The sequence below is a fragment of the Myceligenerans cantabricum genome (assembly GCF_054777735.1).
In genome coordinates this window covers 333,644-357,034 of the sequence record NZ_BAAHAJ010000009.1, presented here as the reverse complement: position 1 = coordinate 357,034, position 23,391 = coordinate 333,644, and the positions used below count along the sequence as shown (strand labels likewise).

The window sequence follows — 23,391 nt, the reverse complement described above, 5'->3', positions numbered from 1 at the left end:
ACGGGCCCACCCGTCAGGGTGCGCCCGCACACCGCGGTCGCACGTGCTTCCTCCCATCCGGACTTTCACCGTCGGCCCTGGAATTGCACCAGGTCAACCGGCCTGCCGTGAGGCAGGGCGCGGGTCGCGGGCTGTCACCGCCGGTTCGGAATTACACCGACCCCGGAGCACGTTCGTGCGTTGCTGCTTGCAGCGCCAAGCCTGCCACACCCTGCCCGTGCGGGAGGAGTGACATGCGTCTCGCCGGAATCGCACCAGGTCGACCGGGGCGGGGGACGCTCAGTGGGTGTGCGCGGACGCGAGGTCGCGGAGGGTCGCGATCTCGCCGGCGACGTCGTCGGCCCCGTAGACGGCCGAGCCGGCGACGAACACGTTCGCGCCGGCGTCGGCCGCGCGGTCGATGGTGTCGCGGGAGATGCCGCCGTCGACCTGGATCCACACGTCGAGGCCGGACTCGCCGATCGCCTGCCGGGCGCGGCGGATCTTGGGGAGCGTCCCGTCGATGAAGGACTGGCCGCCGAACCCGGGCTCGACCGTCATGACGAGGATCATGTCGACCTCGGCGAGCAGGTCGAGGAACGGCTCGACCGGCGTCGCGGGCCGCAGTGCGACGCCCGCGCGCGCGCCGAGGCGGTGCAGCTCGCGCGCCAGGCGGACGGGCGCCCGGGCGGCCTCCGCGTGGAACGTCACGGACGCGGCGCCTGCTTCGGCGTAGGCGGGCGCCCACCGGTCAGGGTCCTCGATCATCAGGTGCGCGTCCACCGGCACGGGAGACACCTTGGTCAGCCGTTCGAACACGGGCAGGCCCAGGGTCAGGTTCGGCACGAAGTGGTTGTCCATGACGTCCACGTGGGCGAGGTCGGCGTCGGCGATGCGGCGCAGCTCGCTCTCGAGATTCATGAAGTCGGCCGACAGGATGCTCGGTGCGATGAGGGCGCTCATGCGGCCCAGCCTAGGGCGCCCGGCACGCGAGCGACGGGCCCGCACGGGACTCCGGCAGGGCACAATCGTGCGGCGTGAGTGAACTTCTGGGGATCACGCCGCTGGAGGCGGCCGCCGTCGTCCTGGCGACCATGGGCATGTACACCGCACTGGTCGTGCTGGTGCGGCTGCTCGGGCAGCGCATGCTCGCCGGGCTGTCGGCCTTCGACCTCGCGGCGATCATCGGCATCGGCTCCATCATGGGCCGCGCCGCTCTCGGTGAGGCGCCACGGCTCGCGGGCGGCATCATCGCCCTGGCGACCCTGGCCGCGTGCCAGGTGGTGACCAGCCGCATCGGCGGCTGGGGCGCTCGCGCGATCACCACCCGTCCCGTGGTGCTGATGGCGGGGCCGGTCGTCGTCGAGCGCAACCTGAAGCGCTGCCGCATCGCCCCGCACGAGCTGGCGGGCAGGCTGCGGCAGGCCGGGATCCGCGGCGTCGAGGAGGTCGCGATGGCGGTGCTGGAACCGTCGGGCACCATCAGCGTCACCCGGCGCGGCGAGCCGGTCTCCCCGTTCCTCCTCGACGGGGTGGACGGCGCAGAGCTGGTCCGCGACGCGCTGCGCCGGCCCCCCGAGTAGCGGCCGCGGGGTCCGCGCCGGGGGCGGCCGGACGTGTGCACGCCGCCGGAACGCGTGTCCCGGGACCTCAGCCCTTGCGCAGCAGGGTCAGGTGCATCGCGTCCGTGCCGTGCACGTGCGGCCACAGCTGGACGTCGTCGCGGGTGGCGGAGCCTGTCGGCAGCAGCGGGTCCGGCGTCGCGCCGTCGGCTGCGCGGCGCAGCACCGCCCGCAGGGCGTGCGGGGCGTCGAGACGTTCGACGTCGTCCCGCGTGCGCAGCACGTCCGTCACCACGAGCTGCGTCTCGGCCAGGACCGGTGAGCAGGTGACGTAGGCGACCACCCCGCCGGGCCGGACGGCGTCCAGCGCCGAGGCCAGGAGCTCGCGCTGCAGGCCCGTCAGGGTCGCCAGGTCCGCGGGCGTGCGGCGCCAGCGGGACTCGGGCCGGCGGCGCAGCGCGCCCAGACCGGTGCAGGGTGCGTCGACGAGCACCCGGTCGTAGGCACCGGGCTCGTCGGAGCCCACCTCGCGGCCGTCGCCGACACGCACCTGCTCGACCACGCCGTCCGGGATCGCCGCCAGTGCCCGCTCCACGAGACGGGCGCGGTGCGGCTGCACCTCGTTCGCGACCAGGGTGGCGCCCTGCTGCGCGGCCAGCGCGGCCAGCAGTGCCGCCTTCCCGCCGGGACCGGCGCACAGGTCGAGCCAGCGCTCGGACCGGGCCCCGGCGGACGCCGGGGCGGGACCCGCCGCGCGGGAGGACGCCACCACCCTCTCCGGCGGATCGTCCAGCGTCACGCCCGCCAGCGCGAGCGTGACCAGCTGGGACCCCTCGTCCTGCACCCCTGCCCGTCCGTCGCGCACGGCGGGGACAGCTCCCGGGTCGCTGCCGTCGAGCACCAGCGCGCTCGGAGCCCAGCGGCCGGGGACCAGGTCGGCGTCGTGCCAGGCGTCGTCGTCGGAGACGTCCACGAGGCCCGGCCGGGCGACGAGGGTGACCCGTGGCGACACGTTGTCGGCGGCCAGGACCTCACCGATCTCGCCCGGGTCGCGTCCGTGGCCGGCCAGCGCCTCACGCAGCGACCGCACGACCCACCTCGGATGGGAGTGCGTGACGGCCAGACCGGTCAGCTCGTCCGGGGCTCCGGCGCTGATCCGTTCCAGCCACTCGTCCAGGCCCACCTCCGAGACGCGGCGCAGCACCGCGTTGACGAACTGCGCCGGGCCGGCACCCACGCCGGCCCGGGCGAGCGCCACCGTCTCGGACACGGCGGCGTGCGCGGGCACGCGCATCCCCAGGAGCTGGTGCGCCCCCAGACGCAGCACGTCGAGCACGCCCGCGTCGAGCTCGTCGAGGGACCGGTCCACGCACTCGGCCAGGACGGCGTCGTAGCGGCCGCGCATGCGCAGCGTGCCGTAGGTCAGCTCGGTCGCGAACCCGGCGTCCCGGCCGCGGATGCGCCGGTCGGCGAGCAGCGGGGGCAGGACGAGGTTCGCGTAGGCGTCCGACTCCTCGACCTCGCGCAGCACGTCGAACGCGGCGGTGCGCGCGGGATCGGCACGCTTGGCACGCTGCCCGGGCGCCTGCCGTGAGGTCGGCCGTTCTCCCCGCACACGGGCGGCCGACCGCTGGCGGCCGCGGGCGTCGCGGCGGTGCCCGTCGCCGTGGTGGGCGCTCATGCGCGCACCTGCGAGCCACCGAGCACGAGGCCGGCCTCGATCAGCGGGCGCCCGGCACCACGCGCCCAGTCGGGAGCCGGCATGGGCTTCCTGCCCGGCGGTGTGACGTCTCCCAGCGCGACGGCGTGCGTGGCGGTGCCGGCCAGGATGCGCTTCTTCTCGGCACGGACCTGGCCGGGTGCCAGGTCGACGACGTCCGGGACCGGCGTGACCGGGCCCAGCCCCAGACGGGCGTCGCCGCCTGCGGCGTCGGGCAGCCTGGTCCATGCCCCGGGAGCGGGCGTGCAGCCGCGGATCCTGCGGTCGATCGCGGTGGCGGGCAGGTCCCAGCGGATCGCGGCGTCCGCGGGGGTGAGCTTCGGGGCGGTCGAGACGCCGTCGGCGGGCTGGGGCCGCGGGGCCAGGGTGCCGTCCTCCAGGGCGTCGAGCGTGCGCACGAGGAGCTCGGCGCCGGAGACGGCGAGCCGGTCGAGCAGATCGCCCGAGGTGTCGGTGGGCCCGACCGGTTCGGTGGTGGTCCCGAGGACGGGGCCGGTGTCCATGCCCTCGTCGAGGAGGAAGGTGGTGGCGCCGGTCACCTCGTCCCCCGCCATGACGGCGTGCTGCACGGGCGCCGCGCCGCGCCAGGCGGGCAGGACGGAGAAGTGCAGGTTGATCCAGCCCAGGCGCGGGACGGCGAGGACGTCGGGACGCAGGAGGTGCCCGTAGGCGACCACGGGTGCGGCGTCGACGTCGAGCTCGCCGAGCCTGCCGAGGAACTCCTCACCACGCGGCCGGTCGGTGATCACGGGGATGCCTGCCGCCTCGGCCCGGACCCGCACGGGGCTCGGTGCGAGCCTCCTTCCCCGGCCCGCGGGCGCGTCGGCGCGGGTGAGCACGGCGACCACCTCGTGGCGGGAGGAGATCAGCGCCTCCAGCGAGGCGACGGCAGGTTCGGGGGTTCCGGCAAACAGAAGGCGCACCGCGCAATTCTACGAGCCATCGACGGACCGGGGCTCCTCAGGGAGATCGCCGCGGAACTGCTCGGCGAGCAGGCGGTAGGAGAGCTGCCGGTCCTCAGGGTCGCTCACCAGCGTGTTGACCACGATCTCGTCCGCGCCGTGCGACGTGGCGAGCGCGCGGAGCTCGGTGGCCACCTCCTGGGGCGTACCGAAGACGACGCCGCGGGCGCGGGCCCGGGCCCGGGCGCGTTCCGCCTCGCTCCACCGGTGCCGCCGCACGGTCTCGACGGACGGGACCGGGCCCTCCTCGCCGAGGTCCTTGCGCGCCCGCCACAGCAGCATCGCATGGCCGAGGGCGGTGGCTCCGGCATCGCTGGGTGCGGTGACGGCACGGACGGCGACGACGGTGTGGGTGCGGTGCCCGGCCTGTGCCGCGGCCTGGTGGTAGGCACCGGTGGCCCGTTCGCCGCCGTCGGGGACGAAGAAGTGTCCGTGGGCGTAGCCGGTACCGAGCGCGCCGGCGAGCCCGGCCGCGGTCCCGCCGGCGCCGAGCACCCACACGCGTCCTGCGGGCTGGTCCCCGGCGGTGGCGTGCGCCGGCAGCAGCGAGGACAGGAGGGCGATCTTCTCGCCGTACTGCGGGTCGTCGAACGCAGCCCGGCCGACGCCGAGATCGACGCGTCCGGGGTGGGCCTCGTCCAGCAGGGTCATGACCTCGCGCACCTTGCTCACCGGGTACAGCGGCAGCAGGATGCCGCCGGTGCCGACCCGGACGGTCCGGGTCCGTTCCAGCGCCAGGGCGGTCATGATCTCGGGCGCCGTGCCGGCGAAGGCCGAGGACAGGTGGTGCTCGGCGAACCAGATCCGGTGGTAGCCGAGCTCCTCGGCCTCGGCCGCGAGCCGGAGCCCGCTGGTGACGGCCGAGGATCGTGGCGTGTGCTCGGTCACGGGGACCTGGTCGAGGATCGAGAGCCTCATCCGGGGGTCCCCGGCGCGACGGTCCCCGCGTCCTGGCCGCTCGTCGCGGTGAGTTCCGGGACGATCCGCCAGTCGCGGTAGAAGACGAGGTTGTGCAGGTCCGACCCGGCGACCGCGCGCAGCGTCGGCAGGAGCTCCTCGGCATGCTCAGGGGTGGCCACGTTCAGGGGCCACTCGCCGATCGTCGCGCCGCGCAGGTGCGGGTGATGGAAGCCGGCGCCGAACGTGGCGATGAGGCTGATGGGCGGAATACCGGTGGCACGCTGCTCGGGCCAGGTCAGGAGCCAGGTCGCGACGAGCCCGCCGTGCTCGTCGCGGGTGAGGTCCTGGACGTCGATCGTGCCCGTCCCGCGCAGCAGCCCCTGGTCGAACTCGGCCAGGACCCGCCGGGCGACCGGGTCCAGGAGCCCGACGGCCCGGCCGAACGCCTGCTCCTTCGCGCCGCGGGTGACGTGCCCGAAGTGGTTGCCGTCGCGAAGGTCTGCGAAGTGCCGGATCAGCGCGTCGATCGGAGGTGGTTGCGTCATGGCGTCGTCCTCTCGTGGTCGGTGTACTCGTTCAGCGCCTCGGCGAGCGCGCCCAGGACGCGGCTCGACGAGCGCAGCAGCTCGGCGTGCGGGACGCCCGGCAGCACGCGGTGCGTCACCAGCACGCCGTCGGCGGCGAGACGGCGGGCGTACTCGGCCACGTCGTCACGCACGGGGTCGTGGTCGCCGACCGCCAGGGCCACCGGCGCCAGGCCCGACAGGTCGGGGACCTGCAGCGGCGAGGGGCGCAGCGCGGTGTGCGGGTCGGCGTGGCGCAGCCAGAGCTGCCAGGCACGCCGCAGCTCGCCGGGCCGGGGAAAGTCGCCCGGCCCGTAGGACGGCCGTGAGCAGGTGGGGTCGAGGGGCGGGTAGGCAAGGAGCTGCACGGGGACCCGTTCCCCGCGGTCCCGGCGGACCAGGGCGCTCGCCGCCGCGATCGTGCCGCCGGCGCTGTCGCCGCCGACGGCGAGCGGGGCGTCCGGCGCCGCTCCCGCCACCTGGTCCACGGCGGCGAGCACGTCATGGACGGCCGCCGGGAACGGGTGCTGCGGGGCGAGCCGGTAGTCCACCGAGCTGACGGCCCAGCCGCTCGCCGCGGCGAGCCTGCGCGTCACCGGTGCCCACTGGGCGGCGCCGCCGCGCTGCCAGGAGCCTCCGTGCGCCCAGACGAGCCGCCCCCGCGGCGGGGCGTCCAGCTCGTGCGTCAGCACCTGTACCGCGACGCCGTCGTCGGCGCGGACGGTGCTCCACCGGTCGTTCACCACGTGTGTCATCGCAGTGCTCAGAGCTGCCGCAGGGCGCCCCCGTCGACCGCCCACTCGGCGCCGGTGACCTGTCCCGCACGGGGCGAGAGCAGGTAGGCGATCACTCCGGCCACGTCCTGCGGGGTGCCGATCCTGCCGGTGGGCAGCCGGCGCTCCTCCGTGACGAAGCGGTGGACCGCCGTGTCGGGGTCGGTGCCGAAGCGCGCGCCGAGCTGCTCGGCGAACCCGCCCGGGGCGTCGAACAGTGCGGTCCGGGTCGGTCCCGGGGAGACCACGTTGGAGCGGACGCCGTCGGGACCGAGGTCCGCGGCGAGCGACTTCGAGATCGACAGGACGGCCGCCTTGGAGGCGGCGTACGCCGCCATGGTCGGGTCGGGCATCCGCGCCGCCTCGCTCGCGACGTGGACGATGCTCCCCCCGCCGCCCGCCCGCATCGGGGCGATCACGGCACGGGAGAGCCGTGCGACCGCGAGCACGTTGAGCTCGAAGGTGGCGCGCCACACGTCGTCGTCGAGGTCGGCGAAGGTGGGCCGGGTCGTGAAGTACGCCGCGTTGTTGACGAGTCCGTCGATGCGCCCGTAGCGGTCCAGGGTCTGCGCGACGAGCGTGTCCGCGCCGTCGCCGTCGGCGAGGTCGACGGCGACGAGGACCGAGTCGCCGGGAAGGGTCCCCTCGGCAGGTGCGGTCCGGGCGGCGACGACGACCCGGGCTCCCTCGGCCGCCAGCTCCCGGGCGGCGGCGAGCCCGATGCCGCTGGTCCCTCCGGTGACGACGACGACCTTCCCCGCAAGGTCCAGATCCATGACGCTCCTCAGCATGCCGGTCGGCACCCACGGAGTCCCGCGGGCACTCCCAGGCTCGGACAGGAGCCGGCGGGTAGCCATCCCCCTGGGCTGCCTATCACCGGCGAGGACACCCTGGTGAGGCACCGGAGGGATGCCACACGGAAGGGGACCTTTCGGACAAATACAGGTTTCTCGCGGCGAGTGTCAAGGAAATTCCAGCGTTCTCACATCGTTTCACCCGCACCTTGTCAGGGTGTGGCTGGGTTCGTCCCGAACCTGCTGAGATACGGGTCAGGAACGGGGAGGTGCGCGCTCGGCGGCGGCACCTGCTCGCCTGACCACAACGAGGTGGCTGCTCTGAGATCCTGCCCGACCCAGAACGAGCATTGGGGAACCCCATGAGCACCCTCACCACCCGCCGACCAGGCTTCGACGGCCACGTCGCGGGAGCCACCGTCCTGCACGAGGCCGTGGACGAGCCCGTCACGACACGCAGCGTCATCGTCAACCTCGGCACCACCGACGCCTTCACCGAGCTCACCCAGCCGTCACCGCTGCCGCCGCTCAGCTCCACCGTCGTCACCGGCGGCACCGTGACCGGCGCCCTCGTGCTGGTGATCACCACCGACGAGGCCGCTGACCCGGGCCCCCTCGCGCGGGAGCACGGCTGGGAGGACTTCTACGGCAGCGACGGTCCGGTCCTGCTCAGGTCTCCCCAGGACACGGCCGGGACCGTCCTGCTCGACCGCCGTGCGGTCCTCCACCAGGAGGAGCTCGCGCCCGGCGCGGAGCCGCACGACGTCAAGGTCAACCTCTGGTACAGCCCGGCCGGGACCGACTGCGGCCTGCACAACATGCACCCCTTCATCGAGGTGCACACGCAGATCTCCGGGCTCGGCCGCATGCAGAAGTTCGCCTCGAAGGACCTCACGACCCTCTACGAGGACCAGCAGCTGAGCCCGGGCGTGACCAACCCGGTCCCGTTCTGTCGCGAACGGGACGGCGAGCTGGTCTACCCATGGCACCAGTACCGCGCCGACACCGACTGCGTCTGGCTCGCCGTGGAGTACCACCGGGCCCAGCGCCCCTGACACCGCGGACGGCCACCGGCCCGGTCCCGTGACCGGGTGAGCCGCTGCTGCCCTCCACCCGATCTCTCTCCACCGACCCGCCGACCGGCGACGCCGGTTGCTCGGCATGCCCACGACAAGCAGCCCAGGAGAAACCCCATGAAGACCATCGGCATCGTCTTCGGGACCCGTCCCGAAGCCGTCAAGTTCGCCCCGCTCATCCACGCCCTCCAGGACGACCCGCGCTTCGAGACCGTCCTGATCTCCACCGGCCAGCACCGGGAGATGCTCGACAGCACGCTGCGCGAGTTCTCGATCGCGCCCGACGTCGACCTCCGGGTCATGCGCGAGGGCCAGACCCTGGCCGACGTCACCCACCGCATCCTGGAAGGGATGTCGACCGGCCGGCACCTCGAGGGCCTCGACGCCGTGCTCGTGCACGGCGACACCGCCACGACGCTCGCCGGAGCCCTGGCCGGCCTGCACGCCCAGGTCCCGATCATCCACGTCGAGGCGGGCCTGCGCAGCGGGAGCAACCACTCGCCGTACCCGGAGGAGGCGAACCGCAAGCTCGTCGCGCAGATCGCCGCGCTGCACCTGGCACCGACACCGGGCAACCACGCGAACCTGATCCGCGAGGGAGTGCGCGAACACTCGATCGTCGTGACCGGCAACACCATCGTCGACGCCCTCGGCCAGGGGATGCGCAACCTCGGCGGCTACGGCGACCCCCGGCTGGAGGACCTCGACGAGGACCCGCGCCGCGTCATCCTGTCGACCACCCACCGGCGCGAGAGCCACGGCCGCCCCATGCAGGAGATCGCCGACGCCCTGGCCGACATCGCCACGCGCGACGACGTGCGGATCGTCGTCCCCCTGCACCTGAACCCGAAGGTCCAGGCCGTGATGCGCCCCGTGCTCTCGGGCATCGCCAACGTCGACCTGGTCGCGCCCCTGCCCTACCTGTCGTTCTGCCGCCTCCTGCGCCGCAGCGACCTCATCCTGTCCGACAGCTCGGGGGCCGAGGAGGAGGGGCCGGCGCTCGGCAAGCCCACCCTCGTGCTCCGGGAGATCACCGAGCGCGGCGAATCGGTGCTGACCGGTGCCGCGCGTCTGGTCAGCCGGTCCCGTGGGCAGATCGTGGCCGAGGTGCAGCGCCTGCTCAACGACCCCGAGGCCTACGCGGAGATGGCCGGGGCGATCAACCCCTACGGCGACGGGCGCGCCACCGACCGGACCGTGGCCGCGATCGCGCACTTCTTCGGGCTCGGCCCCGCCGTCCTGCCCTTCGTCCCGGGTGCCGAACCCGTGCGGTCCGTCGCATGAGCAGCGCTCGCGGCCTGCCGGCCGGGCTCCTCGCGCTGGCCCTGGGCGGGTTCGGCATCGGGCTGACCGAGTTCGTCATCCTGGGCCTCCTCCCGGAGATTGCCACGGACTTCCGGGTGACGATCCCCCAGGCGGGGCACCTCGTGTCCGGGTACGCGCTGAGCGTCGCCGTCGGCGGCGTGCTGGTCACCGCGGGAACTGCCGCGATGCGCCCCAAGCGGGTCCTGGTCTGGCTCATGGTGTTCTTCATCGCGGGGAACTTCCTGTCGGCGATCGCGGACACCTACGCGGTGATGATGGCCGGCCGAGTCGTGGCCGCTCTCTGCCACGGGGCGTTCTTCGGGATCGGCTCGGTGCTCGCCACCTCCCTGGTCCCGCCCCGCCGTGCGGCACAGGCGATCGCGATCATGTTCGCCGGACTCACGCTCGCGAACGTGCTCGGCGTCCCGCTGGGCACCCTGCTCGGACAGAACCTCGGGTGGCGCTCGACGTTCTGGACGATCACCGTCATCGGCGTCGCCGCCCTGGCCGGGCTCCTGCTGTTCATCCCCGACCGCGCGGCCCACGACCGGCAGCCCGGCCAGCTCCGGCGCGAGCTGGCGGCCTTCGCCTCGGGCCAGGTGTGGCTGTCGATCCTGGTCACGGTGTTCGGGTTCGGCGCGATGTTCGGCGCCTTCACCTACGTCGCACCACTCCTGACCGACGTCGCCGGCTTCCCGTCGGGCGCCGTGCCCTGGCTGCTGGTCGTGTTCGGGGTGGGGCTGTTCGCCGGCAACCTCGCCGGTGGCAAGGCGGCGGACCGGCACCTCGACCGGACGCTGCTGACGCTGCTCGGCTCGCTCGCCGTCGTCCTGGGTGGCTTCGCCCTGGTCGCCGGCCACCCGTGGGCCGCCGCGGGGGCGCTGTTCCTGCTCGGCTCGGTCGGCTTCGCCTCGGTACCCGGCATGCAGATGCGCGTGCTCCGCTTCGCCTCCTCGGCGCCGACGCTCGCCTCCGGGGTGAACATCAGCGCCTTCAACCTCGGCAACGCGATCGGCGCATGGCTCGGCGGTCTGACGATCGCCGCCGGGTTCGGATACCGCTCACCCCTCCTGGTAGGCACGGCGCTCGCCCTCGTGGCCCTCGTGCTGATGGCTACGGCCACGCTCTCCCACCGCCGGTCGCGACCCGACCCGGCATCCCTGGAACCCACCTCCCTGACCGGCACCACCGTCTGATCACCGAAGGGACCTGACATGACCACTCCAGCACTGCACCACCGCCCCGCACCGACGCTCGACGTCACCGAGCCGACGTTCGGCCAGGAGACCGTCACCGACCACCTGCGCGACGGGTACTGGCTCGAGGCCTGCGACATCGACGGGGACGGCAACCTCGACCTGGTGGGCTACGGCCTCAAGGTCGGCGAGATCTACTGGTACCAGAACCCCACCTGGCGCAAGCACCTCGTGCTCGACAAGATCAAGGAGCCGGTGGGCGCCGACTTCGGTGACATCACCGGCAACGGCCTGCCCGACCTCGTGGTCTGCTACCAGCTCTACGGCCCCGGCGGCACGATCCACCACGCCGACGGCGAGGGCGGCAAGATCGACTGGCTGGAGAACCCGGGCGACCCCGCCACCTCCGGCGAGAACTGGAAGCGGCACTACGTGGGCCGTGCCACCGGGATGCACCGCCTGCGCGTCGGGCACTTCTCCCGCACGGACCGCGTCCAGATCATGGGCTTCCCCATCGTGGCGGTCGAGGACGTGCACGCCGTCCTTCCGGTCATGCTGTTCACCCAGCCCGACGACCCGACGCAGGAGTGGGACGCCGAGGTGATCTCCCGGACCGACTTCCGCATGATCCACGGTGTGGCCCGCAAGCCCGGTCTCGTCGCCGGCTCGGACCTCGACTCGATCCTCATGGCGTCCGACGAGGGCGCCACGTGGCTCTACTACGACGAGGCCGCCGGAACCTTCACCTGGGAGCACATCGGCGACGGCGAGAACGGGCAGTTCGAGCAGACCGGCTTCAAGGGCTCGGGCGACATCGACGGCGGTCGGGTCGGCGACGACCCGCTCGCCTACGTCGCCGCGATCGAGCCGTTCCACGGCAACACCGTCGCGGTCTACACACGCGGCTCCGACGACGTGGAGGGGCCCGGCTGGCGCCGCCACCTGCTGGACGTCTACGGCGACCCGAACGAGAACGGCGAGGGCCCGGGGCACACGGTGATGTGCCGCGACTTCGACGGTGACGGGGACGACGAGTTCCTCATCGGCCTGCGTGGCCCCGAGCCGTGGCAGGGCGCCTACTACTACAAGGTGGTCGACCTCGAGAAGGGCCTGTTCGTCAAGTGGAAGGTGTCGGGCGAGTCGATCGCCCGCATCGTCGCGGGCGACTTCGGCAACCGGGGCGTGGACGACTACGCCACCATCTCCTACTCCGTGCAGCACTACTTCGTCGCACCGAAGGCGGAGATCACGCTGCACCCGAACCTCATCACCCCGGAGGACGACTGACATGGCCAGCAACCCCACCAGCGTGCCTCCGGAGGCACAGGACCAGCCGACAGCCGGGCGCCGCAGCTTCCTGCTCGGCGCCGCGGGAACCGTCGCGGCCGGTGCCGTCGTCGCACTCGACCCCGCCCTGCCCGCCGTCGCGGCCGGCACCGCGATGACGGGCGGCCGCGCCGCACCGCCCTCGGACCCGATCGTGACCGCCGAGGACTCCCGCTACCTCGACCTGATGACCGGGAACAACGCGCGGTTCGTCGCCGAGCCCGACTACGTGCGCCTCATCAGCGACGCGCGGGACGCCGAGAACGCGGTCCGCGCGGCCGTACGGGCCGGCAAGAAGGTCTCGGTCCGCAGCGGCGGGCACTGCTTCGCCGACTTCGTCTGCAACCCGGACGTCGAGGTCATCCTCGACCTGTCGACCATGACGGACGTCTACTACGACGACGACATGCGTGCCTTCGCCGTCGAGCCCGGTGCACGGCTGCTGCAGGTGTACGAGAAGCTGTTCAAGGGATGGGGAGTCACCATCCCGGGCGGCATCTGCTACGGCGTCGGCGCCGGTGGACACATCGCCGGCGGAGGCTACGGCCTGCTGTCCCGCTCGCACGGCCTGGTGGTGGACCACCTGTACGCCGTCGAGGTCGTCACCGTGGACGCGCGCGGCCGGGTACGGACCCACGTCGCACGGCGGGACTCCCGCGGCGCGCTCGGCGACCTGTGGTGGGCGCACACCGGCGGCGGCGGCGGCAACTTCGGGATCGTCACCAAGTACTGGTTCCGCTCCCCGCAGGCACGCGGCACGGACGCGGCCGAGCAGCTCGTCAAGGCGCCGTCACGGGTGCTCGTCAGCGCCTTGAGCTTCCCGTGGGACGAGGTCGACCGCACCGCGTTCGACCGCCTGATGACGAACTGGAACGAGTGGCACGAGCGGCACCGCTCACCCGGCACGCCGGAGTCGCACCTGTCCAGCCTGTTCAACCTCAACCACAAGGCGCACGGCAGCCTGGGCATGTTCACCCAGATCGACGCCGACGCCCCCGACGCCACGGGGGTGCTGCGGCGGTTCATCGCGAAGATCACCGACGGCGTCGAGGTCGCCACCGCTCCCATGACCGCCCCGTCCGGCGAGCTCGCCGCGATGCCCGAGTTCTACGACACCCAGGAGCTGTCCTGGATGCAGGCCACCCGGACGGTCGCCACGAACAACCCGACGATCAACAGCCCGACCAGCCGCGGCATGCACAAGTCGGCCTACTTCCGGAAGGGCTTCACGCCCCGCCAGCTCGACGTGATGTGGGAGCAGCTCACCCGCCCGGACTTCACCAACCCCGACACGATGATGGTCGTCTTCTCGTTCGGCGGGCAGGTGAACGCCGTGCCCCGCGACGCGACGGCGAACGTGCAGCGCGACTCGATCTTCAAGATCTGCCTGCAGACCTTCTGGCAGGACCGGTCGGACGACGAGTTCTACCTGGGATGGGAGCGCGAGACGTTCGAGGCCATGTTCGCCCACTCCGGCGGCGTGCCCGTCCCGGACGACACCGTGGACGGCTGCTACATCAACTACCCCGACACCGACATGGCCGACCCGGAACGCAACCGCTCCGGCGTCCCGTGGTCGACGCTCTACTACAAGGACAACTACCCGCGGCTGCAGCGCGCCAAGCAGCAGTGGGACCCCAGGAACTTCTTCACGCACAGCCTCGGCGTCGAACTGCCCGAGGAGGCGCGACGATGACCAGCACCCCCGTCCCCCCACCCGGCGCACCGTCCCGCCTGCCCTCACTGACCGGACTGCGCTTCTTCGCCGCGCTGCTGGTCTTCGGGTTCCACATCACCCTCTCGGCCTCACCGATCCCGCCGAACGACCCGATCAACCCGTTCGCGCACGAGTCGGTCGCCGCGGCCTCCGAGAAGATCTTCCTGACCACCGGATACATCGGAGTCTCCTTCTTCTTCGTCCTCAGCGGGTTCCTCCTCGCCTGGGCGTCCAAGCCGGGCGACGGCCTGGTGTCCTTCTGGCGCCGTCGCATCGTGAAGATCTTCCCGAACCACCTGGTGATGTGGGTGCTGGCGATGGTGCTGTTCGCCGCCGCGATCACCCCCGCACACGCGTGGGCGCTGAACTTCTTCCTGCTGAGCGCCTACTCCCCCGACGGCGCGGTCAACGTCGCGGTCAACCCCCCGTCCTGGACCCTGAGCGTGGAGCTGCTGTTCTACATGCTGTTCCCGTTCCTGATCGCCGGCATCCGGCGCATCCCGGTGCGCAGCCTCTGGCTCTGGGCAGGACTCATGCTGGCCGGGATGGTCCTGGTGCAGGTGGCAGTCCTCACCGTCATCCCCGACACGCCACGGTCCGCGCTCACGCCCGTGTCCTCGTACCAGTTCTGGTTCGGCTACATCTTCCCGCCCTCGCGGCTGTTCGAGTTCGTGCTCGGGTCGATCATGGCCCGCATCGTCCTCGAAGGACGGTGGCCGGCCATCCGGATCTGGCACGCCCTGGTCGCCTGCGTCGCCGGCTACGCACTGGCGAACGTGGTGCCGTTCGTGTGGACGTTCAACGTGGCCACGATCATCCCGATCGCGATGCTCGTCACCGCGGTCGCAGCCGCCGACCACGCCGGAGAGCACACCTTCCTGCGGTCCCGCCCGATGCAGTGGCTGGGTGACACGTCGTTCGGGTTCTACCTGTGCCAGGGCGTGACGATCTTCTGGATGCGCCAGATGATGGACAACGCGACCTTCTCCACCCCGGTCGCACTGCTCGTCATCGCAGGGCACCTCCTGCTGACCCTGGGCGGCGGATGGGCGCTGTACACGCTGGTCGAGAAGCCCATGATGGACCGGTTCGCCAGACCGCGGCGCAAGCCCACCCTCCGGCCCGGCGACCGCGCCGGACAGCTCGTCTGACCCCCGTGCCGGTACCACGCTCGGGCGGATGGCTCCCACGCACCCCGTGGGGGCCACCCGCCCGAGCGCGGATCAGCGGATCACGAGCGGAACCGGCGGATCCCGTGCGACGCCCCGGCCGCGGACCGCACCGACCGCTGCGCCCCCTCGCGGGCCAACAGCTCGAGGGCGCTCGCGGCCACGGCCGACACGGCCGTGTACATGAGGATCCGGTGGCCGGAGTCGTCCGGCGGCGTGAGCACCTCGAAACCGAGGTCGAGCTCCCCCACCTCGGGATGCTGGAAGAGCTTCATGCCCGACACGCAGCGGTCCACCGGGTGGCGGGCCCACAGCCGGCAGAACTCGGGACTCTTCACGGTCAGCTCACCGACGAGTGCGGCGAGCTCCGGGTCGTCCTGGTTCCTGCCGCTCAGGACCCGCAGCGAGGCGACGGCACGCTCCGCCTCCTCGTCCCACTCCCGGTACAGCTCCTTCGTGTGCTCGTCGAGGAACAGCATCCTGGTCATGTTCGGGCGGTCCGGGACGTGCTCGGGGCCGTCGAAGGCGAGGTGCCCGGCCACGAGCCGGTGCCCGAGCTCGTTCCACCCGAGCACCTCGCTGCGCCGTCCGAGAATGACGGCGGGCGTGTCGGAGATCGAGTGGACCAGCCGCAGCATGCCCTCGCGGGCATGGTCGTGCTTGATCGGCGCGCGCCGCCGTGCCGACCGCTTCGGCCGGGCGAGGTTGAACAGGTGCGCCTGCTCGTCGGTCCCGAGCTGCAGGGCCTGGGCGAGCGAGGCGATCACCGCCTCCGACGCGTTCGTGCTCAGTCCTTGTTCCAGCCGGGCGTAGTAGGTGGGGCTCACGCCGGCCAGCATCGCGAGCTCCTCCCGCCGCAGGCCGGGAACCCGCCGGACACCATAACCCTGGATACCCACGTCCTCCGGCCGCAGAACCGCACGCCGGGAACGAAGGAATTCTCCCAGTTCGTTCGAGCCGCTCATACGACCATTCTCACCCGGATCGCAGCGTTCGTCCTGTCCCCCTCAGTGACTGCCTGGCTCCTGTCACTGCCGGTGACAGGAGCCAGGGGGTGTGGTTGTCGATAGTGAACCCCCGCATGGTGGAGACCGCACCCGTCCGCCACGGACGAACCCACTCGTACACCGCATCGAATACACCGCATCGAAAGAGGCATCGTGACTACGGACCAAGCACCCGCATCCGAGACCGCCGGCGAGGACACCTCGACCGGAAGCACGCGGATGACCGGCCGGCAGCGCACCGCGCTCGTCGTACTGCTCACCGCGAGCTTCACGCTCGCCGTCGATTTCTCCATCCTCAACGTCGCTCTGCCCACCATCGGCGCCGACGTCGGCTTCGGCATCGCCAACCTGCAGTGGATCGCCACCGCCTTCGCCCTCTGCGCCGCGGGCTTCACCCTGCTCATGGGGCGCGTCGCCGACATCGCCGGGCGCCGTCGCATGTTCCTGGTCGGGATGGTGCTCCTCGGCGCGGGCTCCCTCGCCGGCGGGCTGGCCACGAGCCCCGCGGTACTGCTCGTCGCGCGCGTGGCGCAGGGTTTCGCCACCGCCATCGTGGTCCCTGCCGCGCTCGCCCTGCTCATCGGGACCTTCGCGGAGGGCCGCGCACGAGACAAGGCGCTGGGGCTGAACGGGTCCCTCATGGCGGCCGGGTTCACCACGGGTGCGATCCTCGGCGGCCTGCTCACGGATCTGCTGTCCTGGCGGTGGGCGTTCTTCATCAACGTCCCGATCGCCGTCGCCGTCCTGGTGGTGGCCCCCGTGGTCCTCAAGGAGAGCCGTGGCGACCGCGGCACCCGGCTCGACGTACCCGGTGCCGTCTTCGTCACGCTGGGCCTGCTCTCGCTCGTGTACGGGCTGACCAACGCCGCGGAGTCCTCGTGGACCGACCCGGTGACCCTCGGCGCGCTGGCGGCGGCGGTCTGTCTGCTGGCCGTGTTCGTCGGCGTGGAGCGGGTGGTCTCCCACCCGCTGGTCCCGCTGCGGATGCTGACTCGCACCAGCGTGGCGTGGGGCAACATCGCCGGCTTCCTCGCCTTCGCGACCGAGACGTCCCTGGTGTTCTTGCTGACCATCTACCTGCAGAACGTGCTGGGCTACACGCCGCTGGCCGCCGGCCTGTCCTTCGCGGTACTGGGTCTGGGCACGGTGATCGGCGGGCTCGTGGGGCCGAAGGTCATCGGGCGTTACGGCAACAAGGCGGCGATCGTGGCCGGCTTCCTCGTCCAGGCGGCGGCGACGCTCCCCCTCGTGCTCATCTCCGAGGCCAGGTCCTCGATCTGGCTCATCCTGGTGGCCACCTTCGTCGGTGGTGTGGCGAATCTCGTGGTCATCGTCGGCTTCATGGTCACCGCGACCAGCGACGTGCCCGAGTCCGAGCACGGTCTGGCGACCGGGCTGACGACGATGAGCCAGCAGGTCGGCATCACCATGGGCACGCCCGTGATGAGCGCGGTCCTCACCGCGGTGGCGTTCTCGACGACGGGTGTCGGGGAGCCGGCGGCGGTACTGTCCGGGGTGACCAGCGCGATCTGGGTCAACGGTGGCCTGTGCATCCTGGCGGCTGTCGCGGTGGCGGTCTTCCTGCGCCGCCGGACCGTGGTCTGACACGCCGCGTTCCCACGGCACGCCGGACGGTGCGGCGGGCGCTCGGGGACCTCGGTCTCGTCAGTCGGCGAGGTCGAGCCCCAGCGCTCGCAGCCGGCCGCGCAGCGCGGCGACGTCGGTGAACCGGATGGCGTGGAAACCGCACCTGCGGGCAGCATCCACGTTCTCCTGCTTGTCGTCGACGAACACGGCGCGTGCCGGGTCGACGTCGAACCGCTGCGCGAGCAGACGGTAGATGCGCACGTCCGGCTTGGCGAGCCCGACCCGCCCGGACACGACCACGTCGTGCAGCAGCCCGATCGCGGGGGCGGCGGGCTCGGCGTGCCGGAACGTCTCGGCGGACCAGTTCGTCAGCCCGTACAGGCGCAGGCCGAGGCGGGCGAGGTCCTTGACGAGCGCCTCGGACCCGGGGACCGGCCCGGTGAGCGTGTCGGCGTAGCGGTCGACGTACACGGCCAGGTCGGCGGCCCGGTGCGGGTGGGTCTGCTCGAGCTGGGCGACGATGTCCGCGAACGGCCGTCCGGCGTCGGCCTCGTGGTTGCGCTCGGCGAACCCGATCTCGTCGAAGAACGCGTCGACGTCGGCGACCTCCCAGGTACGGCCGGCCGCGTCGGTGTGATCGGTGTAGGCGGCGTACGGGTCCCACCCGACCAGGACGTTGCCGAAGTCGAGGACGACGGTGTCGACCGTGGCGCCGCCCGCGACCCCGCCAGGCGTCGTGGGGTCGTGCTCAGGATGGTTCCGGCTCACAGCATCTCCTCGGGGTCCAGCCTGGTGCGGGCGGTGCCGCGTTCTCGCCTCGCCGATCGTACGGCCATCGACGCGCGCAGCCGGCGCGCCAGCTCGTCACCCTGGGCGAGCGGTACGCGCAGCACGGTCCGCACCGGCCGGGCGACGTCGAGGGTCTCCTCCGGCCCGGCCGGCTTCTTCGGGGTGCCGGTGCCGGCACGGCGGACCGAGGTGGGCGAGGCGTCGTCGACCTCGACCGGCCCCAGCACGTTCTCTCCCGCCAGCCCGACGCGCCCGACGACGGCGGCCACGGCCTCCCGGTCCCCGGTGACGGCGGCCACCCGCACGGCCGGCGGCAGGCCCAGCGTGGCGCGCTCATCGAGCTCGCGGGCGGCGAACCCGCCGGGGTCCCAGCGCACGAGGGCCTGGCTGGGCCCGGGTGCGCCGTCTCCGACGAGGAGCACCTGCCCCTCGGGCCGGGTCAGGGCGGCGGCGGTGAGCCAGCGGCCCAGCGCCTCGGTCCCCGCGGCCAGATGCGTACCACCGGACATGACCGCGGCGTCGAGCAGCAGCACGGCGAGGTAGCCGCCGCCGGCGACAGGTTCGGCACCCGGGGTGGCGACGACCAGCGAGGATTCGCCGGGCACCGTGTCCAGCACGCCGGCCGGAGCCGACGCCGCGGACAGCCGCACGGGGACACCGGGGAACGCGCGCCCGAGCTCCTCGGCGGTTCGGGCGGACCCGACACGCACCGACCGCAGCCCGGTCCAGCCGCACTCGGGGCACGACCAGCCGCCGGCCATCCGGCCGCACCAGGTGCACTGCGGGGACGCGTCGGCACGTGGCAGGCCGAGCGGGCCGTGGCACGCCTCGCAGCGAGCGGCCGTGCGGCAGCGGGAACAGGCCACGACGGGCAGGTAGCCACCACGGGGCACCTGGACGAGCACGGGACCGTGCTCCAGCGCGTCGCGCGCGACGCGCCAGGCCACCGACGGCAGCCGCGCGGCGGCCGCGGCGCCCTCACGCGCGAGCTCGACCGACGTCAGCGCCCGTACCCGGGGCGTGTGAGCACGCAGGGTGTCGCGGGCGGGGGCGAGCTCGCGCGCCCAGCCGCTCGCGAGCAGGGCCTGGGCCTGGGCGGTGCGGCCGGGCGCGCCGAGCAGGAACGCGGCGCCGGACTGCGCGGCGCGGATCGCGAGGACCTCGCGGGCGTGCGGGTAGGGGGCGTGCGGCTCGGCGAGCGTCTCCTCGCCGTCGCCCCACAGCACGACCAGCCCGAGCTCCTGGACCGGCGCGAACATGGCCGCCCGGGTACCGACCACCACGGGCACCTGACCGCGCAGGGCCGTGAGGTAGGAGCGGTAGCGGGGGGCGGGGCCGTCATCGGCGATGAGCCGCACGTGCCCGCCCGGGCCCGCGGGGATCCCCGCGGCGTCCAGGGCGGCGCGCACGCGGGCCACGTCCCGTGCGTCGGGCACGACCACGAGCGCTCCCCGGCCGCCGGCCACGCACGCGGTGACGGCGGCGGCGACCGCCGTCGACCAGCGCGGCACGGGGATGCTCGCCGACTCGCGGGACCCGGGCTCGCGGGACCGGGGGCCGTCGGCGCCGGGCGCACCGCCGGTCCCGGGGGCACCGGCGCCGGGGCCGGCGGGCGTGCCGTCCGGGGCGTCATCGGGCCGGGTCTCGTCGACGCCGGGGAGGGCGGACCACACGGCGCGGGGTCCGTCGCCACCCAGGACGCGCCGCAGGAACGCCTCCCCGCCCTGGTAGGGCGCCCAGGCGGAGGTGCCGGTGCCGCCGGGGTCGGTGGACCAGTCCCCCGCGGGGCCGTCGTCGGCGAGGGCGGCGGGCGTCTCCTGCTCGACGCGGGCGTGCCGGGGCGGTACGGCGAGGCGCAGGACGTCCGCCAGCGTCCCGCCGTACCGGGCCGCCACGGCGCGGCACAGGTCCAGGACCTGCGGCGTCAGGACTCTCTCGCCCGACACCACGCGCTTGAGGGGTACGAGCCGCCCGTCGTGGTCGGACTCGGCGAGCCGTGCGACGACGAACCCCGAGACCTCCTGCCTCCCGAACCGTGCCTTGATGCGGACGCCGGGCCGGGCCTCGGCGGACAGGGACTCCGGGACGAGGTAGTCGTACGGCTGGTCGAGGTGGGCGGGCTGCAGGTCGAGGGCCACGCGCGCCACGGGCAGCTCGGCGGCGACGGGCACGCCGGCGGCCTCGGCTCCCGGCTTGCCGCCCGCGGCCTTCCCGCCTGCGGACCGGTCGCCGCCGGCCTTCTTGCTCCCGGCCTTCCCCTCGGAGCGCGCGCCGTCACCCGACGCCGCGTTCATCGCGGAGTCGCCGAGCCCGGGCAGCACGTCCTGATCCACGGGTGCTATCCCACCACGAGTGACCGACACCCCGCTCTGCCCGGCCCGCGCCGTGCGGTCAGCCGACGGCGGAGCGCAGCGCGTCCACGCGGTCGGTGGCCTCCCAGGTGAAGCCGGGCAGCTCGCGGCCGAAGTGTCCGTACGCGGCCGTCCTGCGGTAGACGGGCCGCAGCAGGTCCAGGTCGCGCGTGATCGCGGCGGGCCGCAGGTCGAACACCTCGCGGATCGCGGCCTCGATGCGGGGGGTCGGGACCGTCTCGGTGCCGAACGTCTCGACGTACAGGCCCACCGGGTGCGCCTTGCCGATCGCGTAGGCGACCTGGACCTCGCACCGGCGTGCCAGCCCTGCCGCGACGACGTTCTTCGCGACCCAGCGCATCGCGTACGCGGCGGACCGGTCCACCTTGGACGGGTCCTTCCCGGAGAACGCGCCGCCGCCGTGCCGCGCCATCCCGCCGTACGTGTCGACGATGATCTTGCGGCCGGTCAGCCCGGCGTCGCCCTGCGGGCCGCCGACGACGAACTTGCCCGTCGGGTTCACGATGAGCCGCGCGTCGGCGACGAGCAGCCCGGACTCGGCGGCGGCGTCGGCGAGCACGGGACCGATGACCTTCTCGGCGACCTCGCGGGCGAGCTTCTCCTGGACGACGTCCGGGTCGTGCTGGGTGGACAGGACGACCGTGTCGACGGCGACGGCACGCTCGCCGTCGTACCCGACGGTCACCTGCGTCTTGCCGTCGGGGCGCAGCCCGAGCAGCTCGCCGGACTTGCGCACGGTCGCGAGCCGCTCGGAGAGGCGGTGCGCCAGCCAGACCGGCAGCGGCATGAGGGAGGCGGTCTCGTCGGACGCGTACCCGAACATGAGGCCCTGGTCGCCCGCGCCCTGCGTGTCCAGCGGGTCCTCGCCGGGGCCTGCGGGCTCGTCGCGGCCCTCCATCGACCTGTCGACGCCCTGGGCGATGTCGGGGCTCTGCTGCCCGATCGAGACGGACACGCCGCACGAGTCGGCGTCGAACCCGACGGCGCTCGAGGTGTAGCCGATCCCGCGCACCACGTCGCGCACGATCTGCGGGATCTCGACGTACGCCTCGGTGGTGACCTCGCCGGCGACGTGGACGAGCCCCGTGGTGACCATCGTCTCCACGGCGACCCGGGACGAGGGGTCCTGCTCGAGCATGGCGTCGAGGATGGCGTCGGAGATCTGATCACACACCTTGTCGGGGTGTCCCTCGGTGACGGACTCCGAGGTGAACAGGCGCAGATCACTCATGGACACCAGCGTACGGTCTCATCACGCGAATGCCGACATCCGACAGGTGAGACGCCGCTCACCAGCGGCGCACCTCAGTGCCTCGTCGTGAGGACCGCGTCCCACACGGCGTCCGCGACCTCGCGCTTGGACCCGGCGGCCCGCGCGACGACGTCGCCCGTGCCGTCCAGCACGGTGATGTCGTTGGACGCGGTGCCGAACCCGACGGCGCGGCCCACGGCGTTCACGACGAGCAGGTCCGCGCCCTTGCGCCGGGCCTTGGCCCGACCGTGGTCGAGCACGCCGGCGTCGGCGTCACCGGTCTCGGCGGCGAACCCGACCACCACCTGCCCGGGGCGGCGCCGGTCGCGGGCCAGCCCGGCGAGGATGTCGGGGTTCTCGACGAGGTGGATCGGCTCGGGCGTCTGCCCGGCGACCTTCTTGATCTTGGCGTCGCCGGGGCTCACGGGGCGGAAGTCGGCGACGGCTGCGGCCATGACGACGACGTCGGCTGTGGTGGCGGCCGCGTGCACGGCGTCGGCGAGCTCGGCGGTGGAGCTGACGCGCACGAGCGCGTGCCGCGTTCCCTCGGCGGGGGCCTGAGTCCATCCGGCGAGCGGTCCCAGGACGGAGTCCTCGACGTTCGCGGCCACGAGCGTGACCCGTGCCCCGCGGTCGGCGGCCGCGGCCGCCAGCGCGACGCCCTGCTTGCCGCTGGACCGGTTCCCGATGAACCGTACGGGGTCGAGGGGCTCACGTGTGCCGCCGGCGGAGACCACCACGTGCCGGCCGGCCAGGCTCCGGTCGCCCGTGCCGGTGGGCTCCGTGCCGGTGGGCTCGCTGCCGGTGGCGGGCGCCGGGTCGACCACGGCCAGGGCCTGGCGGGCGATGTCCTCGGGTTCGGGCAGTCGTCCCGGGCCGGTGTCCTTGCCGGTGAGCCGGCCGCTGGCGGGCTCGATGACGTGCACGCCGCGTTCGCGCAGGGTGGTGACGTTGGCGCGGGTGGCCGGGTGCTCCCACATCTCGGTGTGCATGGCGGGGGCCATGACCACGGGGCAGCGAGCCGCGAGCAGGGTGCTGGTGAGCAGGTCGTCGGCGCGGCCGGTCGCGGCCCGGGAGAGCAGGTCGGCGGTGGCGGGTGCGACCACGACGAGGTCGGCGTGCTGGCCGAGCGCGACGTGCTGGACGTCGGGGACGTCGTCGAACACCTCGGTGGTCACGGGTTCGCCGGACAGCGCCTCGAAGGTGGGTGCGCCGACGAACCGGAGCGCCGCCTCGGTCGGGACGACGCGGACGGCGTGCCCCTGCTCCCGCAGGAGGCGCAGCAGCAGGACCGCCTTGTAGGCGGCGATGCCGCCGCTGACGCCGAGCAGGATCCGCACGC

20 protein-coding genes and 1 riboswitch are annotated in these 23,391 nt (G+C 73.2%); of the genes, 8 read left to right on the top strand and 12 right to left on the bottom strand.

The annotated features are described in order from the left end of the window. Positions 1-39: 39 nt before the first annotated feature. Positions 40-175, bottom strand: a riboswitch (FMN riboswitch). Positions 176-279: 104 nt separating this feature from the next. Continuing rightward, positions 280-942 carry a ribulose-phosphate 3-epimerase gene (gene rpe / locus ACYU96_RS10765; protein WP_460752832.1) on the bottom strand — a complete coding sequence of 221 codons (663 nt, stop codon included), beginning with the start codon at positions 940-942 and terminating at the stop codon, positions 280-282. A gap of 74 nt (positions 943-1,016) precedes the next feature. On the opposite strand from rpe, the gene ACYU96_RS10760 reads away from it, so the two are divergent. Continuing rightward, on the top strand, positions 1,017-1,562 hold the full coding sequence (locus ACYU96_RS10760; RefSeq protein ID WP_460752829.1) for a DUF421 domain-containing protein: 546 nt from the start codon (positions 1,017-1,019) through the stop codon (positions 1,560-1,562). 67 nt (positions 1,563-1,629) lie between these two features. Here ACYU96_RS10760 and ACYU96_RS10755 read toward each other — a convergent pair whose 3' ends face one another. Genes ACYU96_RS10755 through ACYU96_RS10730 form a run of 6 tightly spaced genes read right to left on the bottom strand, consistent with a single transcriptional unit; the run spans position 1,630 to position 7,235 of the window. After that, positions 1,630-3,222 carry an RsmB/NOP family class I SAM-dependent RNA methyltransferase gene (locus ACYU96_RS10755; RefSeq protein WP_460752826.1) on the bottom strand — a complete coding sequence of 531 codons (1,593 nt, stop codon included), beginning with the start codon at positions 3,220-3,222 and terminating at the stop codon, positions 1,630-1,632. Continuing rightward, positions 3,219-4,184, bottom strand: a complete 966-nt coding sequence (gene fmt, locus ACYU96_RS10750) for a methionyl-tRNA formyltransferase (protein WP_460752824.1) — start codon at positions 4,182-4,184, stop codon at positions 3,219-3,221. Before fmt ends, ACYU96_RS10755 begins: the two co-directional genes overlap by 4 nt. A gap of 9 nt (positions 4,185-4,193) precedes the next feature. After that, the gene (locus ACYU96_RS10745; protein WP_460752821.1) at positions 4,194-5,141 is read right to left on the bottom strand and encodes an MsnO8 family LLM class oxidoreductase; all 948 of its coding nucleotides are present in this window, start codon (positions 5,139-5,141) and stop codon (positions 4,194-4,196) included. Then, the gene (locus ACYU96_RS10740; protein ID WP_460752818.1) at positions 5,138-5,668 is read right to left on the bottom strand and encodes a hypothetical protein; all 531 of its coding nucleotides are present in this window, start codon (positions 5,666-5,668) and stop codon (positions 5,138-5,140) included. The genes ACYU96_RS10745 and ACYU96_RS10740 overlap by 4 nt, the downstream gene beginning before the upstream one ends. Beyond that, complete coding sequence (locus ACYU96_RS10735) at positions 5,665-6,441, bottom strand: alpha/beta hydrolase (protein ID WP_460752816.1); 777 nt, start codon at positions 6,439-6,441, stop codon at positions 5,665-5,667. Before ACYU96_RS10735 ends, ACYU96_RS10740 begins: the two co-directional genes overlap by 4 nt. A gap of 8 nt (positions 6,442-6,449) precedes the next feature. Next, positions 6,450-7,235 (bottom strand): SDR family NAD(P)-dependent oxidoreductase, encoded by a 786-nt coding sequence (locus tag ACYU96_RS10730; RefSeq protein ID WP_460752813.1) that lies wholly within the window; start codon positions 7,233-7,235, stop codon positions 6,450-6,452. 380 nt (positions 7,236-7,615) lie between these two features. Here ACYU96_RS10730 and ACYU96_RS10725 point away from each other — a divergent pair, with 380 nt between their 5' ends. The 6 genes from ACYU96_RS10725 (at position 7,616) to ACYU96_RS10700 (ending at position 15,024) form a co-directional block, all read left to right on the top strand. Further along, a complete protein-coding gene (locus ACYU96_RS10725) occupies positions 7,616-8,308 on the top strand; it encodes a hypothetical protein (RefSeq protein WP_460752810.1) in 693 nt (230 codons plus the stop codon). Between the two features lie 138 nt (positions 8,309-8,446). Then, positions 8,447-9,613, top strand: coding sequence for a non-hydrolyzing UDP-N-acetylglucosamine 2-epimerase (wecB, locus tag ACYU96_RS10720; RefSeq protein WP_460752809.1), 1,167 nt, complete (start codon positions 8,447-8,449; stop codon positions 9,611-9,613). Positions 9,614-9,627: 14 nt separating this feature from the next. Continuing rightward, positions 9,628-10,830, top strand: coding sequence for an MFS transporter (locus ACYU96_RS10715; RefSeq protein ID WP_460754575.1), 1,203 nt, complete (start codon positions 9,628-9,630; stop codon positions 10,828-10,830). A gap of 18 nt (positions 10,831-10,848) precedes the next feature. Continuing rightward, positions 10,849-12,117 (top strand): FG-GAP repeat domain-containing protein, encoded by a 1,269-nt coding sequence (locus ACYU96_RS10710; RefSeq protein ID WP_460752805.1) that lies wholly within the window; start codon positions 10,849-10,851, stop codon positions 12,115-12,117. A 1-nt stretch (position 12,118) separates the two neighbouring features. Next, complete coding sequence (locus tag ACYU96_RS10705; protein WP_460752802.1) at positions 12,119-13,852, top strand: FAD-dependent oxidoreductase; 1,734 nt, start codon at positions 12,119-12,121, stop codon at positions 13,850-13,852. Beyond that, positions 13,849-15,024 (top strand): acyltransferase family protein, encoded by a 1,176-nt coding sequence (locus ACYU96_RS10700; protein ID WP_460752800.1) that lies wholly within the window; start codon positions 13,849-13,851, stop codon positions 15,022-15,024. The genes ACYU96_RS10705 and ACYU96_RS10700 overlap by 4 nt, the downstream gene beginning before the upstream one ends. Before the next feature lie 80 nt (positions 15,025-15,104). Here the strand turns inward: ACYU96_RS10700 and ACYU96_RS10695 are convergent, their stop codons facing one another. Further along, the gene (locus ACYU96_RS10695) at positions 15,105-16,007 is read right to left on the bottom strand and encodes a helix-turn-helix domain-containing protein (protein ID WP_460752797.1); all 903 of its coding nucleotides are present in this window, start codon (positions 16,005-16,007) and stop codon (positions 15,105-15,107) included. 261 nt (positions 16,008-16,268) lie between these two features. Between ACYU96_RS10695 and ACYU96_RS10690 the strand changes: the two genes are divergently transcribed. After that, on the top strand, positions 16,269-17,654 hold the full coding sequence (locus ACYU96_RS10690) for an MFS transporter (protein ID WP_460754572.1): 1,386 nt from the start codon (positions 16,269-16,271) through the stop codon (positions 17,652-17,654). Between the two features lie 60 nt (positions 17,655-17,714). Here ACYU96_RS10690 and ACYU96_RS10685 read toward each other — a convergent pair whose 3' ends face one another. The 4 genes from ACYU96_RS10685 to coaBC form a co-directional block, all read right to left on the bottom strand. After that, entirely contained in the window at positions 17,715-18,404 is a 690-nt protein-coding gene (locus ACYU96_RS10685; protein ID WP_460752795.1) for an HAD family hydrolase, read from the bottom strand. Continuing rightward, positions 18,401-20,758 (bottom strand): primosomal protein N', encoded by a 2,358-nt coding sequence (locus tag ACYU96_RS10680; RefSeq protein ID WP_460752792.1) that lies wholly within the window; start codon positions 20,756-20,758, stop codon positions 18,401-18,403. The genes ACYU96_RS10685 and ACYU96_RS10680 overlap by 4 nt, the downstream gene beginning before the upstream one ends. Before the next feature lie 58 nt (positions 20,759-20,816). Further along, positions 20,817-22,028 (bottom strand): methionine adenosyltransferase, encoded by a 1,212-nt coding sequence (gene metK / locus ACYU96_RS10675; protein WP_460752789.1) that lies wholly within the window; start codon positions 22,026-22,028, stop codon positions 20,817-20,819. 74 nt (positions 22,029-22,102) lie between these two features. After that, positions 22,103-23,389 carry a bifunctional phosphopantothenoylcysteine decarboxylase/phosphopantothenate--cysteine ligase CoaBC gene (gene coaBC / locus ACYU96_RS10670; RefSeq protein ID WP_460752787.1) on the bottom strand — a complete coding sequence of 429 codons (1,287 nt, stop codon included), beginning with the start codon at positions 23,387-23,389 and terminating at the stop codon, positions 22,103-22,105. Positions 23,390-23,391: the final 2 nt, after the last annotated feature.

Coding starts and splice junctions, on each gene's coding strand:
- rpe (WP_460752832.1), bottom strand. CDS start 942: ATGAGCGCCCTCATCGCACCGAGCATCCTGTCGGCCGACTTCATGAAT.
- ACYU96_RS10755 (WP_460752826.1), bottom strand. CDS start 3,222: ATGAGCGCCCACCACGGCGACGGGCACCGCCGCGACGCCCGCGGCCGC.
- ACYU96_RS10745 (WP_460752821.1), bottom strand. CDS start 5,141: ATGAGGCTCTCGATCCTCGACCAGGTCCCCGTGACCGAGCACACGCCA.
- ACYU96_RS10740 (WP_460752818.1), bottom strand. CDS start 5,668: ATGACGCAACCACCTCCGATCGACGCGCTGATCCGGCACTTCGCAGAC.
- ACYU96_RS10735 (WP_460752816.1), bottom strand. CDS start 6,441: ATGACACACGTGGTGAACGACCGGTGGAGCACCGTCCGCGCCGACGAC.
- ACYU96_RS10730 (WP_460752813.1), bottom strand. CDS start 7,235: ATGGATCTGGACCTTGCGGGGAAGGTCGTCGTCGTCACCGGAGGGACC.
- ACYU96_RS10725 (WP_460752810.1), top strand. CDS start 7,616: ATGAGCACCCTCACCACCCGCCGACCAGGCTTCGACGGCCACGTCGCG.
- wecB (WP_460752809.1), top strand. CDS start 8,447: ATGAAGACCATCGGCATCGTCTTCGGGACCCGTCCCGAAGCCGTCAAG.
- ACYU96_RS10710 (WP_460752805.1), top strand. CDS start 10,849: ATGACCACTCCAGCACTGCACCACCGCCCCGCACCGACGCTCGACGTC.
- ACYU96_RS10705 (WP_460752802.1), top strand. CDS start 12,119: ATGGCCAGCAACCCCACCAGCGTGCCTCCGGAGGCACAGGACCAGCCG.
- ACYU96_RS10700 (WP_460752800.1), top strand. CDS start 13,849: ATGACCAGCACCCCCGTCCCCCCACCCGGCGCACCGTCCCGCCTGCCC.
- ACYU96_RS10695 (WP_460752797.1), bottom strand. CDS start 16,007: ATGAGCGGCTCGAACGAACTGGGAGAATTCCTTCGTTCCCGGCGTGCG.
- ACYU96_RS10690 (WP_460754572.1), top strand. CDS start 16,269: ATGACCGGCCGGCAGCGCACCGCGCTCGTCGTACTGCTCACCGCGAGC.
- metK (WP_460752789.1), bottom strand. CDS start 22,028: ATGAGTGATCTGCGCCTGTTCACCTCGGAGTCCGTCACCGAGGGACAC.